Origin of the sequence: Variovorax sp. R-27, from assembly GCF_049913215.1 — a bacterium.
Taxonomy (GTDB): domain Bacteria; phylum Pseudomonadota; class Gammaproteobacteria; order Burkholderiales; family Burkholderiaceae_C; genus Variovorax.
In genome coordinates this window covers 2724493-2739273 of sequence record NZ_CP183984.1, presented here as the reverse complement: position 1 = coordinate 2739273, position 14781 = coordinate 2724493, and the positions used below count along the sequence as shown (strand labels likewise).

The 14781-nt window shown below is 68.6% G+C and carries 12 protein-coding genes; 6 read left to right on the top strand and 6 right to left on the bottom strand.

Annotated elements, in window-relative coordinates; translation table 11 throughout:
• The first annotated feature begins 97 nt into the window (after positions 1-97).
• The 6 genes from ACN9MV_RS12680 (at position 98) to ACN9MV_RS12655 (ending at position 6995) form a co-directional block, all read left to right on the top strand.
• Positions 98-2035 carry a reverse transcriptase family protein gene (locus tag ACN9MV_RS12680; RefSeq protein ID WP_426392511.1) on the top strand — a complete coding sequence of 646 codons (1938 nt, stop codon included), beginning with the start codon at positions 98-100 and terminating at the stop codon, positions 2033-2035.
• A gap of 309 nt (positions 2036-2344) precedes the next feature.
• Positions 2345-3418: a GNAT family N-acetyltransferase gene (locus tag ACN9MV_RS12675; protein WP_426392509.1), complete on the top strand. Its 1074-nt coding sequence runs from the start codon at positions 2345-2347 to the stop codon at positions 3416-3418.
• Positions 3418-4269, top strand: a complete 852-nt coding sequence (locus tag ACN9MV_RS12670; RefSeq protein ID WP_093052559.1) for a PA4780 family RIO1-like protein kinase — start codon at positions 3418-3420, stop codon at positions 4267-4269. The genes ACN9MV_RS12675 and ACN9MV_RS12670 overlap by 1 nt, the downstream gene beginning before the upstream one ends.
• 21 nt (positions 4270-4290) lie before the next feature.
• The gene (locus ACN9MV_RS12665) at positions 4291-5223 is read left to right on the top strand and encodes an ABC transporter substrate-binding protein (RefSeq protein WP_307614452.1); all 933 of its coding nucleotides are present in this window, start codon (positions 4291-4293) and stop codon (positions 5221-5223) included.
• A gap of 32 nt (positions 5224-5255) precedes the next feature.
• Positions 5256-6479 (top strand): GAF domain-containing sensor histidine kinase, encoded by a 1224-nt coding sequence (locus ACN9MV_RS12660; protein ID WP_426392506.1) that lies wholly within the window; start codon positions 5256-5258, stop codon positions 6477-6479.
• 33 nt (positions 6480-6512) lie between these two features.
• Positions 6513-6995 (top strand): SET domain-containing protein, encoded by a 483-nt coding sequence (locus ACN9MV_RS12655; protein WP_258349956.1) that lies wholly within the window; start codon positions 6513-6515, stop codon positions 6993-6995.
• Between the two features lie 30 nt (positions 6996-7025).
• Here ACN9MV_RS12655 and ACN9MV_RS12650 read toward each other — a convergent pair whose 3' ends face one another.
• The 6 genes from ACN9MV_RS12650 to ACN9MV_RS12625 all read right to left on the bottom strand — a co-directional run bounded on the left by ACN9MV_RS12650 (position 7026) and on the right by ACN9MV_RS12625 (position 14763).
• Positions 7026-7361, bottom strand: a complete 336-nt coding sequence (locus tag ACN9MV_RS12650; RefSeq protein WP_426392504.1) for a DUF1090 family protein — start codon at positions 7359-7361, stop codon at positions 7026-7028.
• Between the two features lie 44 nt (positions 7362-7405).
• A complete protein-coding gene (locus ACN9MV_RS12645) occupies positions 7406-8047 on the bottom strand; it encodes a vWA domain-containing protein (RefSeq protein WP_426392502.1) in 642 nt (213 codons plus the stop codon).
• The gene (locus ACN9MV_RS12640; RefSeq protein ID WP_426392500.1) at positions 8044-9108 is read right to left on the bottom strand and encodes an ATP-binding protein; all 1065 of its coding nucleotides are present in this window, start codon (positions 9106-9108) and stop codon (positions 8044-8046) included. Before ACN9MV_RS12640 ends, ACN9MV_RS12645 begins: the two co-directional genes overlap by 4 nt.
• Positions 9105-12923 carry a cobaltochelatase subunit CobN gene (gene cobN, locus ACN9MV_RS12635; protein ID WP_426392498.1) on the bottom strand — a complete coding sequence of 1273 codons (3819 nt, stop codon included), beginning with the start codon at positions 12921-12923 and terminating at the stop codon, positions 9105-9107. The genes ACN9MV_RS12640 and cobN overlap by 4 nt, the downstream gene beginning before the upstream one ends.
• A 12-nt stretch (positions 12924-12935) precedes the next feature.
• Complete coding sequence (gene cobW, locus ACN9MV_RS12630; protein WP_426392496.1) at positions 12936-14003, bottom strand: cobalamin biosynthesis protein CobW; 1068 nt, start codon at positions 14001-14003, stop codon at positions 12936-12938.
• Positions 14004-14085: 82 nt separating this feature from the next.
• A complete protein-coding gene (locus tag ACN9MV_RS12625; protein WP_093176519.1) occupies positions 14086-14763 on the bottom strand; it encodes an energy-coupling factor ABC transporter permease in 678 nt (225 codons plus the stop codon).
• Positions 14764-14781: the final 18 nt, after the last annotated feature.

The following is a 14781-nucleotide window of genomic DNA, read 5'->3' as shown; positions in this document are numbered from 1 at the left end:
GAGCCCTCCAGTCCCGAGGCTCTTCGACGAGATTCCCGCTTCGTTCGCAATTTTTCTGATTCATCATCAGCAGTGCATCGGCCAGTGGCGCAGCGCCATGACCATGCAGTCTCCCGCCTCCTCTTCTTCCATTCCCGACTCGGCACTCACGCGCGAGGAGCTGTACGAGCGCATCCGCAAGGGCTCCAAGCAGGAAGTCATCCTCGAGGAAATGCAGCGCCTCGGCTTCTGGCCGCAGGACGCGGCGCAGCCGACGGTCGAAGCCCAGTTGATCCGCCGCGAAAGCGAACTGCAGACGGCGCTCTCCAAGCTCGGCGACGAACTGCGCGGCATCGAGGACCGTGACAGGGCCCTGAAGACGATGCGCCAAGAACGCATGGCCAAGGCCCGCGAACGCCGCGAGGAAACCCGCCAGCGCCTCGCACAAGGCCGCCATGCGCGAGCCGTGGCGTGGCATGAGCGGCGTCAGCGCGAGCTGCTCTATGTGGGCGACGGCGTTTCGGGCGGTCTCAACGAAGCGCACAGCGACAGCCAGGCACTGGCCCGCAACGCCCTGCCCGCGCTGGACCACGCAGGCGACCTGGCGCAGGCGATGGGCATCGGCCTCGGCGAGCTGCGCTTTCTCGCCTGGCACCGCGACGTGGCGAGCGTGAGCCACTACCAGCGCTTCACCATCGCCAAGAAGAGCGGCGGCGAGCGCCACATCTCCGCGCCCATGCCGCGCATGAAGCGCGCGCAGTACTGGGTGCTCGACAACATCCTCGCGAAGATGCCGGTTCACGAGGCCGTGCACGGCTTTCTGCCGGGCCGATCGATCCTCACCAATGCCGCGCCGCACGTGGGCCAGGATGTGGTGATCAATCTCGATCTGAAGGACTTTTTTCCCTCCATCGGCATGCGCCGCGTGCGCGGCGTGTTCCGCCAGCTCGGCTATTCGTCGCAGGTGGCGAGCCTGCTGGCGCTGGTGTGCACCGAGGCGCCGACCGACGAAGTGCAGCTCGACGGCCGGCGCTACTTCGTCGCGCGCGGCGAACGCGTGCTACCGCAGGGCGCACCCACCAGCCCGATGCTGACCAACCTGCTGTGCCGCCGCCTCGACGCGCGGTTGGCCGCGAGTGCCGCCAAACTGGGCTTTCGCTACACACGCTATGCGGATGACCTGAGCTTCTCGGCCGACCCCGAGCACAGCCGCGACACCGGCAAGCTGCTGTGGCGCGTGAAGCAGATCGTGGCCAGCGAAGGCCTCACGGTGCACCCGGACAAGCAGCAGGTCATGCGCAAGCACCAGCAGCAGCATGTGACGGGCATCGTGGTGAACGACAAGCTCTCGATCGACCGCGACACCCTGCGGCGTTTTCGCGCCGTACTGCACCAGGCGGAGCGGCACGGACCGCAGGGCCTGCAATGGAACGGCAACAGCGACGTGATCGGCGCGCTGCGCGGCTACGCGAACTTCATCGCAATGACCGACCCGGCGCGTGGCGAGCCGTATCTGCAGCGCGTGCGAGCGCTGGCTGCCAAGCACCAACGAAGCGGTGCAGCGACACCTGCAGTCCCGCAGGCCTCTCAACGCAAGCTCCCTGCAGGTGAGTTCCGCAAGCAATCCGCCGCAGGCAAGGCGCCCTGGCCCGCATGGTGGCAGCCGACAGAGGCGCCCGCACCGGTGCTGGAGAAAACCGCCGAGCAACTGGCGGAAGAAAAGAAGGCCCAGCGCGAAGCGGCACGGCCCCAGCCGGCCAAGCTCACAGCACCTGCAACGGCACGCACGACCACTGCGGCATCGCCCCCATCCGGGCAAGCCGCCGCGCAGGTGCCAAGCCTCGCCTCCCAACTCGGCTGGATCTTCAGCGTGATGCTGCAAGCCCTCTACGTTGTCAGCGTCTTCCTCGCGGGCACCAGCCCGCTGATCTGGCTGCTGACGGGCGGCGTGGCGATCAGCAACTTCGTGCAACGCAAGCCCGGCTGGCTGCGCTTCATCGCGGCCGTCTTCGTGTCTTCGTTGCTGGCGTCGATCGTGCACGGCATGAAGAACTGACGCGCTGCATGCGCCAAAACCACACGCCACTTCACAGCACGCGGCAAGCCCGCTACATTCGCTCCTTCGACAATCACACAGAAAGCGGAGGTGCGCGATGGAAGACGCTGTAATTCATGCCCCCATGCACGTGCGGTTTGTCGGGCCTCATCTGAACAGCTGATCGTTCACGCGTCTATCGCGTAGCCAGTCTGCCCCGCGCGGCCTCCGGCCGTCGCGACGCCCCCAAGCCGCCCCGATTCAAACGCCGCCACCGGCACGCATGTGCCGGCGGCGCCCCGTTCATTTGTCGAATCAAGGCCAACGACCATGCTCGAAACCCGTGCCGCATCCGCGCGGCATACCGTGACCACTGTTTTCGATCCCCAGTGCGCGAGCGAAGCCGACTGGGGCAACTTCCTCGCGTACTGGCGCCTGCGCGCCGAAGAAGACTTTCCCGGCGACCCCATCGCTCCCGATGCCGACACCCGGCACAACGTGCAGCGGCCCAACCCGCTGTATGTCTTTCATCGCGTGCTGGCCGTCGGCGAGCACGGCGAATTCATCGGCAGCCTGAGCGCGAGTTTTCGCCGCGAAGGCACGCCGGAGTACGAGGCGTTCGTGCCGTTCCTCGAAGCCTGGGGCGGCGTGCTGCGTCCGCACCGGCGCCGCGGCGTGGCAAGCGCACTGCTTCGCACATTGCTGGCGCTGATGGAGACGCACGGCAAGTCCGTTGCGACGATCAAGGCGCACCTGCCCGAAGGCCATGCCTTCCTGCAGGCCATCGGCGCTGTCGAGAAGCACCGCATCGTCGAGAACCGCATGGCCTTCACCGGCCTCGACTGGCAGGCGCTCGCGCGCTGGCGTACCGAAGGCTTCGCGCCCGCCCACGGTCTGCGCGCCGAGGTGCACGCCGGCCGCGTGCCCTTCGAACGGCTCGCGACGCTGATGGCGCCGCTGTCCGTGCTGCTGAACGACGCGCCCACTACCAACCTCGAACGGCCACCGATGCGCTACGACCTGGAAGACTTCCCTCCCTGGTACGCCGACATGGACCGCCGAGGCGGCGATCACTTTCTTGTGCTGCTGCTCGACGGCGACGAAGTGGTCGCGGTGTGCGACGCCGCCTGGAACCAGCGCTTCCCCGACCGCATGCACCAGCGGCTCACAGCCGTGGCGCGGCGCTGGCGTGGCAAGGGCCTGGCCAAGGGCGTGAAGGCCGCCATGCTGCAGCTCGTGCGCGAGCACCATCCCGAGGTCGCGATGGCCTTTACCCACAACGCCGAGGTCAACGAGCCCATGCTCTCCATCAACCACCGGCTCGGCTATGCCGCGCACAGGCATGATGGGCTCTACCAGATCGGCACGGAAAGCCTGAGAACCTTCCTCCAGGAGACACGTTGATGAAAGCACCCCAGCGACTGCAGGCACTGATCGACGAAGGCCTGATCGACACCGTGGTGCGCCAGCTCATGAGCGGCAAGGAAGCCATGGTCTACGTCGTGCGCTGCGGCGACGAGACGCGCTGCGCCAAGGTCTACAAGGAGGCCGACAAGCGCAGCTTCCGTCAGGCCGTCGATTACACCGAGAACCGCCGCGTCAAGAACACCCGCGAGGCGCGCGCCATGGCCAAGGGCACGCGCTTCGGCCGACAGGTGACCGAGGCCATCTGGCAGAGCGCCGAGGTCGATGCGCTCTACCGTCTGGCCGCCGCGGGCGTACGCGTGCCCACGCCGCACAACTTCCTCGAAGGCGTTCTGCTGATGGACCTGGTGACCGACGCCAACGGCGATGCCGCCCCGCGCCTGAACGACGTGGCCTTCTCGCCCGAAGACGCGATACGCCACCACGCCAGCCTGCTGAAGGAAGTGATGCGCATGCTGTGCGCCGGCATCGTGCACGGCGACCTCTCGGAGTTCAACGTGCTGCTGGCCGAAGACGGCCCCGTGATCATCGACCTGCCGCAGGCGGTGGACGCCGCGGGCAACAACCACGCGCGGCGCATGCTGCTGCGCGACGTCGGGAACCTGCGCGACTTCTTCGGCCAGTTCGCGCCCGCGCTGCTGCGTACGCACTACGGCGACGAGATCTGGCACCTCTACGAACGCGGCCTGCTGCGCCCCGAGACGGAGCTGACGGGCGCGTTCGTGCACGAGACCGGCCCGGTCGACCTGCGCAACGTGCTGCGCGAGGTGGACGACGCACGCGAGGAAGAAGCGGCGCGGCGCCTGCGCATGCAGACGCCGCGACAATAGCGGGCTCACGATGCCCGCCTGATGAACTCTTCCGCCCCGCGCCCGCCCCTTTCCACCACCACCGCGCGACAGATCGCCAAGGCCGCGGCCCTCGTGGCCCTGGGCCTCGGCCCGGCGGCGATGCACGCGCACGCAGCCGGCATCCGCCTCGAGGACGACCGCGGCATCACGCTCGAACTGCAGGCGCCGGCAAAACGCATCGTGTCGCTGATGCCCTCGCTGACCGAAACCGTCTGCGCGCTCGAGGCCTGCGACCGGCTGGTGGGCATCGACCGCCACGCCAACTGGCCGGCGTCGGTCAAAGGGCTGCCGCAGGTGGGCGGCATCGATGACGCGAACATCGAGCGCATCGTCGCGCTCAAGCCCGACCTGGTGCTGCTGCGCCCGCGCAGCCGCGCCGCCGAGCCGCTGGAGCGCCTGGGCATCAAGGTGCTGGCGCTCGACGCCAAGACCCATGCCGACATGCGCCGCGTGATGGAAACCGTGGCCCGCGCCACCGGCCGTCCCGGGGCGGGTGAAGCCTTCTGGCGCAAGCTCGACGCGGGCTTGGACGCAGCCAAGGCGCGCGTGCCCGCCGGCTGGCAGGGCCGGCGCGTGTACTTCGAAGTGCACGGCGGCATGGCCGCGGCCAGCGAAAGCTCCTTCATCGGCGAGACGCTGGCCCGCCTGGGGCTCGGCAATGCGGTACCGGGCACGCTCGGCCCCTTCCCGAAGATGAGCCCCGAGTTCGTGGTGCGCGCCAACCCCGACGTGCTGATGGTCTCGGCCCTCGGCGAAATCTCGGCCATGGCTTCGCGTCCCGGCTGGTCGGCCATGTCGGCCATCCAGCGCGGGCGCGTGTGCAGCTTTGCCTCGGCCCGCTTCGACCTGATGATGCGCCCCGGCCCGCGGCTGGACGAGGCGGCCGATGCGATCGTTGGCTGCCTGGCCTCGCTGGGCGAGCCCAAGCCTTGACTTCGCGGGCCCTGGCGTACCATTCCAGCACCTTGAACACGCCTGCCGCCCTCTTCGCGCCTGCCGCCGACGTCGACAGCGACGAGGCCATCGCGCGGGACGTGGCCGCCATCGGCCGCATCAGCGCCGTGCCCTCGCTGCTGAAGATCATCTGCCAGAACACCGGCATGGGCTTTGCCGCCGTGGCCCGCGTGACCGACGGCACCTGGACCGCCTGCGCGGTGGAAGACACCATCCAGTTCGGCCTGGAGCCCGGCGGCCAGCTCAAGGTGGAGACCACGCTGTGCAGCGAATCGCGCATGGCCCGCCAGCCCGTGGTGATCGACCACGCCAGCACCGACCCGGTCTACGCCAACCATCACACACCGCGCCTGTACAACATCGAGAGCTACATCTCGGTGCCCATCATCCACAGCAACGGCGACTACTTCGGCAACCTCTGCGCCATCGACCCGCGCCCAGCCATGGTGTCCGATGCCCGGGTGGTGACGATGTTCACCGCCTTTGCTGACCTGATCGCGCGCCAGCTCGAAACCGAAGCCCGGCAGGAGCGCACCGAAACGGCCCTGCAGTCGGCGCAGGACGCAGCCGAACTGCGCGAGCAGTTCATCGCCGTGCTGGGGCACGACCTGCGCAACCCGCTGTCATCGGTGGGCGTCGCGGCTGAACTGTTGATCCGGCGGCAGGCGGAGCCCGACCTCGTCAAGCTCGGAACCCGGCTCAAGGCCAGCACGCGCCGCATGTCGGCGCTGATCGACGACGTGCTCGACTTCGCGCGCGTGCGGCTCGGCTCGGGCATGGGCCTCGCAATCCGCGAAACCGAATTCCTGGCCTCGGGACTCAACGACGTGATCGACGAAGTGCGCGCCGCCCATCCCGCGCTCGACATCCGCGACGAACTCTCGGTCAGCGGCGTGGTGCGCTGCGACCAGGGCCGCATCCAGCAGGTGCTGTCCAACCTGCTCGGCAACGCGGTCGCGCACGGCGCGCCGGACCAGCCGATCGTGGTTCGCGCCGACGTGCGCAACGGCCAGCTCGTGCTGTCGGTGACGAACGGCGGCGACCCCATTCCTCCCTGCGACATCGCGAAGATCTTCCAGCCCTACTGGCGCCCCGAGAACAGCAAGCCCGGCGGCGGACTGGGACTCGGCCTCTACATCTGCTCGGAAATCGCCTCGGCCCACGGCGGCACGCTGGAGGTCACGTCCTGTGCGGACGAAGGCACCTCTTTCGTGGCGAAGCTGCCGATCACTTGATATCTCGACGCCCCCCGTTTCCTTCTTTCCCCCATGAAGCATCGCAAGCAAACCTCGTCCACCCCTTTCGTCCGGGTCGGCCCCAGCGGCGTGCACGGCCTCGGCGCCTTCGCCACGCGCGACCTGCCGGCCGAAGCCTTTCTCGGCCTCTACGAAGGCCGCCGCTACACCAAGGCCGAAATCGCCACCAAGGTCTGGGACGACCAGCTCACCTACCTGTTCACGCTGACGAACCACGAGACCATCGACGGCTCCAAGGGCGGCAACGCCACGCGCCACCTGAACCACTCGTGCGAGCCGAACTGCGAAGCGGTGGAGGAATACGACGAGGGCGGCGAGCTGGTGCTCAAGTTCCAGACGCTGGTGGCGGTGGACGCGGGCGACGAGTTGTTCATCGACTACTCGCTGACGGCGGACGACGGCTCGCCGCCGTCGAAGTACCCCTGCCATTGCGGCTCGCCGGGCTGTCGGGGGACGATGCTGGCGCCTGAAGAAACCGAGGCACCCGCCCCGTAAGCGACCCGTCGTCCGAGGCGGCCTTTGCCGTCAGGGCGACTCGTTCTTCAGCTTGCGCAGTTGCTCCTCGGTGCGATCGAGTTCCAGCCGAAGCGCCCGAGCCTCCTGCTCCAGCCTGTCGATGCGGGCTGCGCGGCTCTCGGCCGGCGACGCAGTCTTGCTGCAACGCAGCTGCAGTGCGCTCAATGCCTCGGCAAGCTCTCGCCGCCGCAACATCTGGCCCCGGGAACGCGCAAGATCGATGTCGCGTTCGAGCAATGCCTCCTCCGCCTGGCAAGTCGCGCCATCCGGCGGCACCGCGGGTTGTGCGAAAGCAGGCAGCGTCACGCTCAACGCAAGGGCCAGGAAGCAGGTTTTGACGCTCATGCCGCACGGTAACGCAACGGCGGTGCAAAAACCGCCAATCAGCCCTACACGGTGAGGTAGCGCGCGTCCCACTGCGCGGCGAGCTGCTTGGCGCGATGCAGCGGCATTCGTGCCGCCTCGAAATCGACCACGCACGCGACATCGGCGGTCTCGGGCCGCAAGGGACTTTCGCTGCTGCGGCCGTCGGTCAGCAGCCACATCCAGCGCTGCCGCGTTTCGCTCTTCGCGAGCAACTGGCCGGCACGCTGCACGCCCAGCGCTAGCGGCGTGCCACCACCGGCGGCAATAGGCGCGATCCAGTCGTCGTTCCAGGCGCTGGCGCGGCGTGGCGGCAGACGCAGCTCGACCACCTCGCCGGCAAAGCACAGCAGCGCGACGTGGTCGCGACGCTGGTAGGCCTCCTGCATCAGCGCGAGCAGCAGGCCCTTCGCACGAGCGAGGTTGCCGTCATTGCGCATCGAGGCCGAGCAGTCGAGCAGGAAGCAATGGAGTGCACCGCTGCGCGCTTCCTGCGGGCGATAGCGCAGGTGCCCGGCGCGCAGCCGGTCGGCGCCGCGTGCCACTAGGGTGCGCGGCCAGTCGAAGGCCGCGCCCTGCGGCGAGCGGCCCTGCCATGCGTCCCTTTGCGAACCCTGCCTCCGGTCACCCTGGCGTGCGCCAGCGGGTGCGGCGTCCCGGAGGCTCACGCTTTTTTTGGGGCGGCCTGCGTGCGGTCGATCAACGGGCGCAGCGGCTTCACGCGCTCGATGCCGACGGGTTCAGGGGGCATGGCACCCCAGTCTTCGTCGCCTGCGCTGTTTGCTTCATCTTTGCCGTTACTGCTCCCATCGGGCTTTGCGGCTCGGGGCGCGGGGGCCGGGGCCGCAGCCTCGGCTTCAGGCTTGCGCCGATGCAGCAGCACGGCCTCCGCCACGCGCTGCACGTGGTCGGTGGTGATGGCAGCCGAGCCCTCCCATGCTGCAAGTGCCCGGGCCGAGCGCAGCATCACGAGATCGGCGCGCAAACCGTCGACACCGGCCTCGATACACAGCGCGCCGACCGCCTCGTGCACCGCATCGCCGTACGGCAGCGCCGCTGCGTCTGCCACGAGCGCCCGTGCGCGAACCAGCGCAGCAGCCAGCTCAGCCTCTTCCTGCACATGCTTCGTGCGAAAGCCCTGCGGATCGGCATCGAAGGCCAGCCGCGCACGCACGATGGCCTGCCGCTCCGCCGCGTCCCCGATGTTGCGCAGTTGCACGCACAGGCCGAAGCGGTCGAGCAGTTGCGGGCGCAGCGTGCCCTCTTCCGGGTTCATGGTGCCGACCAGCACGAAGCGCGCGGCGTGCCGATGCGAGATTCCGTCGCGCTCCACCACGTTGACGCCGCTGGCCGCCGCGTCGAGCAGCGAGTCGATCAGTGCGTCGGGCAGCAGGTTGATTTCGTCCACGTACAGCACGCCGCCATGCGCGCGCGCCAGCAGGCCGGGCGCGAACTTGAGCTCATGGCCAGCCAGCGCCTGCCCGAGGTCCAGCGTACCGACGAGGCTTTCGAGGCTCGCGCCCAGCGGCAGCGTGACGAAGGGAGCACCCGGCAACAGCTCGGCCAGCGCACGGGCAGCCGTGGTCTTGGCCGTACCGCGCGGCCCTTCGATCAGCACACCGCCCAGGCCGGGATCGACAGCGGCCAGCAGCAGCGCCTGGCGCAGATGCGGCTGGCCCGCTATCGCGGCAAAGGGAAAAGGCACCGGCATCGGGGCGGCAGTGGTCATCGCAGGCTTCCTTCCATCTGCTGCTCGTGGTCGAGCAGCAGGTTTTCCAATTGGTTCTTGTAGTTGCCGGGCGACTGCCACAGGCCGCGCTGCATGGCTTCGAGCAGGCGGCTGAGCATGTCGTGCAGCGCGCGCGGATTGTGTTCGCTCACGAAGTCACGCGTGGCTTCGTCGAGCACATAGGCGTCGGCCACCATCGCGTACTGGTGGTCGCCGACCACGCGCGCGGTGGCATCGAAGCCGAACAGGTAGTCGACCGTCGCGGCCATCTCGAAGGCGCCCTTGTAGCCATGCCGCTTCACGCCGTCGATCCACTTCGGATTGACCACGCGCGAGCGGATGACGCGGCTGATTTCTTCCTTCAGCGTGCGCACGCGCGGCGCCTGCGGGTTGCCATGGTCGCCGTGGTACATCGCCGGCTGCCGGCCGCTCAGATGGCGCACGGCGGCGACCATGCCGCCCTGGAACTGGTAGTAGTCGTTGGAGTCGAGCAGGTCGTGCTCGCGGCTGTCCTGGTTCTGCATGACGACGTTCATGGCGCGCAGGCGGCGCACCAGCGCGTCGGCGGCGGGCACGCCGTCGCTGCCCTGGCCGTAGGCGTGGGCGCTGCCGCCGACGTAGGCCCTCGACAGGTCGTCGTCGGTCTGCCAGTCGCCATGGTCGAACAGCGGTTGCAGGCCCGAGCCGTAGCTGCCGGGCGCGGAGCCGAACACGCGCCAACCGGCCTGCTGGCGCGCTTCTTCCGGAGAAGCACCTTGCGCCTCCAGCGCGGCGGCCTCGCGGAGGATGCGTGCGCGAATCGGGTTGCGCTCGGCGTCTTCGTCTTCCTGTGCGGCGACGGCCTGCACGGCCGCATCGAACATCTGCACGGCATTGGGAAAGGCGTCGCGGAAGAAGCCGGAGATGCGCAGCGTGACGTCGATGCGCGGACGGCCGATGCCGACCGTGGGCAGCACCTCGAAGTCGACCACGCGCTGGCTGCCCGGCGCCCACTTGGGCCGCACGCCGATGAGCGCGAAGGCCTGCGCCAGATCGTCGCCGCCGGTGCGCATGGTGGCCGTGCCCCAGACCGACAGGCCCATGGCCACCGGATAGTCGCCGTGCTCCTGCATGTGCCGCTCGACCAATTGCGCGGCTGACTTGAGGCCGAGCATCCAGGCGGTGGGAGTGGGAATGGCGCGCGTATCGACAGCGTAAAAGTTGCGGCCGGTAGGCAGCACGTCGGGCCGGCCGCGCGAAGGCGAACCGCTCGGGCCCGGCGGCACAAAGCGGCCCTGCAGGGCGCGGGAGAGTTGCAGCAGCTCTTGCGCACCGCAAGCATCGAGCGCGGGCGCCAGGCTTTGCGCGATGCGGCCCATCACGGCGGCGGCCTTCGGCAGTTCGGGCGGGCATGCGCCCTCTTCCAGCAGACGCTGCGCCAGCAGTTCCAGCCGCTCGCGCGTGTCGCCCTGATGCCGCCACGCTTCAGTGCTCACCGATTGCAGCAGCGCGGGGCGCGCGCCCTGCCACGGCCGGGCCGCGTCGATGTCGAGCGGGTCGAAGGCATCCCCCGCCAGCAGGTCTTGCGACAGCGCGCCGAGCAGCCCGGCATTCGCGCCCGCACCATCGGCAGCCGGATAGCGTGCCAGCGCCAGCAACGTGTCGCGCCGCAGCCGCTCGCGCGGCGATGCGCCGAACACATGCAGCCCGTCGCGGATCTGCGTTTCCTTCAGCTCGCACAGGTAGGCATCCACGCGTGCGAGCACCGCATCGTCTTCCGCGCCGGGCATGCCCAGTTCCTCGACCAGATGCTGCGCCCGCACCGCCGCGAGGATCTGCGCGCGCAGCACCTTGGCGCGGCGCGCGTCGACCAGCAGCGCGTCGTAGTACTCGTCGACCTGCCGCTCCAGGTCCTGCATCGGGCCGTGGTTCTCGGCGCGCGTGAGTGGCGGCATCAGGTGGTCGACGATGACCGCCTGCGTGCGCCGCTTGGCCTGCGCACCCTCGCCCGGGTCGTTGACGATGAACGGGTACACATTGGGCAGCGGTCCGAGGATGGCGTCGGGCCAGCAAGACTGCGACAGCGCGATGCTCTTGCCCGGCAGCCATTCGAGGTTGCCGTGCTTGCCGACATGCACCACCGCATCGATGGCAAAGGCCTCACGCAGCCAGAAATAGAAAGCGAGATAGCTGTGCGGCGGCACCAGCTCCGCGTCGTGATAGCTCGCGTAGTCGGCTGCACCCAGCGTGCCCAGTGCGCGCGCAGGCTGGATGCCGACGAACACGCGGCCCAGCCGCAGGCCGGCGATCATGAAGCGACTGTTTCGCACCATCGGGTCTTGTTCGGGCGGGCCCCAGCGCGCGTCGATGGCCGCCGCCATGCCATCGGGCAGCTTTGCCAGGCATGCGCGGTACTCGGCCAGCCCGTAGCTCTGCCACGCCGGCCGCGCGGCCCATTGCGTGGGGTCGTTCGCGATGCCTTCCTGCAGCTTGCGCATCAGCGCATCGCCATCGGCGGGCATTGCGCCGGGCTCGCCCAGCGCATAGCCTTCGGCCGCCATCGCGCGCAGGATCGCCATCACCGAGGCAGGCGTGTCGAGCCCCACGCCGCTGCCGATGCGCCCCTCGCTGCCCGGGTAGTTCGCGAGGATCAGCGCGATGCGCTTGTCGCCGGCACGCAGGCTGCGCAGCCTGCACCAGCGGCGCGCCAGCTCGGCGACGAAAGCTATGCGATCAGGCTCGGGCTGGTAGTTCACCACCTCGGTCTGCGTAAGTTCGCAGCGGTGCGACAGGCCCTTGAAGCTCACGGCGCGCGTGATGATGCGGCCGTCCATCTCGGGCAGCGCGATCTGCATGGCAATGTCGCGCGGGCGCAGGCCCTGGCTGTCGGCCAGCCAGTCCTCGCGGTTGCCGCCGCTCACGATCACCTGCAGCACAGGTGCGTCGCCGGCCAGCGCGATGCCTTCGCCCTCTTCGTTCTGCGCGCCCTGCCCTAATGCTGCAAAGGCCGTGGTGTTGAGCACGAGCTGCACGTCATGTTCGGTGCACAGCTCGCGCAGAGTGGACAGGCACAGCGGGTCTTTGAGCGAATCGAGCGCGACCGGCAACGGGTTCAGCCCTTCTGCGCTCAATGCGGCGGCGAGCGCATCGAAAGCCACCGTGTTGCCCGACAGCAAATGCGAGCGATAGAACACCAGCGCCACCACCGGCGCGCCCGCATGCCACCCGACGCGCAGGTCGTCGATGCCGGCCACGGTGTGCGCCGCGTCAATGCCGCGCGGCACATGCAGCGCAACCTGCGGCAGGCTGCGCGGCGGCAGCGGCGCTTCGCCGTGGCCCAGCCCATGGAAGGCCACCGCGCGCAAAAACTGCATCGCATTGCCCGCCCCGCCGCTACGCATGTACTGCCAGAGCTGGCGGCTCACCGCGCGCGGCGCCGTGCTGCGCGCAAGCAGGTCTTCGTCTTCCTGCAGGTCGCCGGAGAACATGGCGAGCTGCTGGCCCTTGCGCTTCGCGAGCTTTTCGAGCTGCTGGAGCCCGTAGGCCCAGGCCGATTCCGCACCCAGGTGATCGACCACAACCACGCGCGCATGCTGCAGCACTTCGTCAATGTACAGGTCGAGCGACGCAGGCTGGCGCAGGTGCATCAGGTTGGCCAGCCGCAACGACGGATAGCCGGGGTCGGCGACCGCCAGCGCGGTGCGCGCCGCGGCGAGCAGCGCCAGCGTGGTGTCGGCCGAGCTGAGCACCACGATGTCGCCCGGCGTCTGGTCGAGCCGGGTGACGACGCTGTCGTCTTCGACGAAGCGTCCGGGCTGGGTGCTCAGCAGATGCATGCGTTCAGGCCGTCAGGCTGCGACCGCACTCACCTCTTCCAGCGCCTTGCGCAGCACCGCCTCGTCGAGGTCTTCACCGATGAACACGAGCCGCGTGCGCTGCGCCTCGCCATCGCGCCAGCGGCGGTCGAAGTGATGGTCGAAGCGGCGGCCCACGCCCTGCACCAGCAGGCGCATCGGCTTGCCCGGAATGGCGACGAAGCCCTTCACGCGGTAGATGGTGTGCTGCTCGACCAGCCTGCCGAGCACGGCGAGCAGGCCGTCGCGGTCCACGGGCGGCAACTCGATCACGAGCGAGTCAAACTCGTCGTGGTCGTGGTCTTCCTCGTGGTCGTGGTGGCTTTCGCGCAGGTGGATGGTGGCCTCGGCCGCGCGGCCCTGGCCCAGCAGCAGCGCGAGCGGCAGCCTGCCTTCGGTGGCAGCCACGATCTTGACTTCGGGCGGCAGCTCTTCGCGCACCAGCGCCTCGACCTTCACTCGCGCGGCGTCGTCCATCAGGTCGGTCTTGTTGAGCACCACGAGGTCGGCGGCCGAGAGCTGGTCTTCGAACAGCTCGTGCAGCGGCGATTCGTGGTCGAGGTTGGGGTCGGCGCGGCGGGCTTCGTCGACAGCCTCGGGGTTCTCGGCGAACTGGCCCGAGGCGGCGGCCGGGCCGTCGACCACCGTGACCACCGAGTCCACGGTGAAGATGTTGGCGATGTCCGGCCACTGGAAGGCCTGCACCAGCGGTTTGGGCAGCGCGAGGCCCGAGGTTTCGATGATCACGGCATCGATGTCGCCGCGGCGCTCGGCCAGTTGAAGCATCACGGGCAGGAATTCTTCCTGCACGGTGCAGCAGACGCAGCCGTTGGCCAGCTCGTACAGCGCGCCTTCGCGCTCGTTGCCCTCGTCGTCGCAGCCGATGCCGCAGCCACGAAGAATCTCGCCGTCGATGCCGAGTTCGCCGAACTCATTGACGATCACCACGATGCGGCGGCCTTCGGCATTGCCGAGGATGTGGCGCAGCAGCGTGGTCTTGCCGCTGCCGAGGAAGCCCGTGACGATGGTGACGGGGATCTTGGCGTTGCTTGCTTGTGTCATGGGAGATGTTCTTTCAGGCGCGCAAGCGCCCGTGCCGCTCCCCGAGGCAGCACCTCGTGAGCGCGGCGATGCATTGGTTGAATCAGATGGCGCTGTACAGGCGGCGCTCGACGAAGGCCGTGCCCTGCAGACGACGCCAGGCCTTTGCGGCGGCCAACACACCCAGGTCGACCAGCGGCTCGACAAGCACGACTGTCATGTAGGCAGCGCCGAAGCTGGCGATCTGGCTCAGGTTCTCGAGCCCGGTGCCGCGTCCGTAGAGCGCCCAGAAGCCGACCCAGACCACGATGCCGCCCTGGTAAGCCACCGACAGCTTGAATGCCTGCTGGTAGCTGATGTCCACGTAGGCCAGGTTCTGGGGAATGATCCGCCGTGCCAGCGCGGCAGTCGCAAACAGGGGCACCAGCAAGGTGGTGACGTTCATGCCGAACTGCGGCACATCCTGCGGTTCGAAGAACAGGCCCTGGATGAGCAACCCGCCCGCCAGGCCAATGGCCGCAGGCGCCAGGCCGAACACCAGCAGCAGGGTCGTGCCCAGAATCAGGTGCACCTCGGACACGCCCACCGGGTGATGCGGCAACACCTCGAAGAAGCAGAACACCAGCGCAATGGCAATGGCCGAGCGCAGCGCCAGGGCGGCAAGGCCGTCCTTCACGGCCGTATCGAAGGCCACCTTGCCTGTGTAGGCGAGAGCAGCTGCCGCCGTGGCGTAGCTGAGGAAGATCTTGGATCCGTCGACGAGACCTGGTTCGATGTGCATCGAGCACCTCCTGAAATG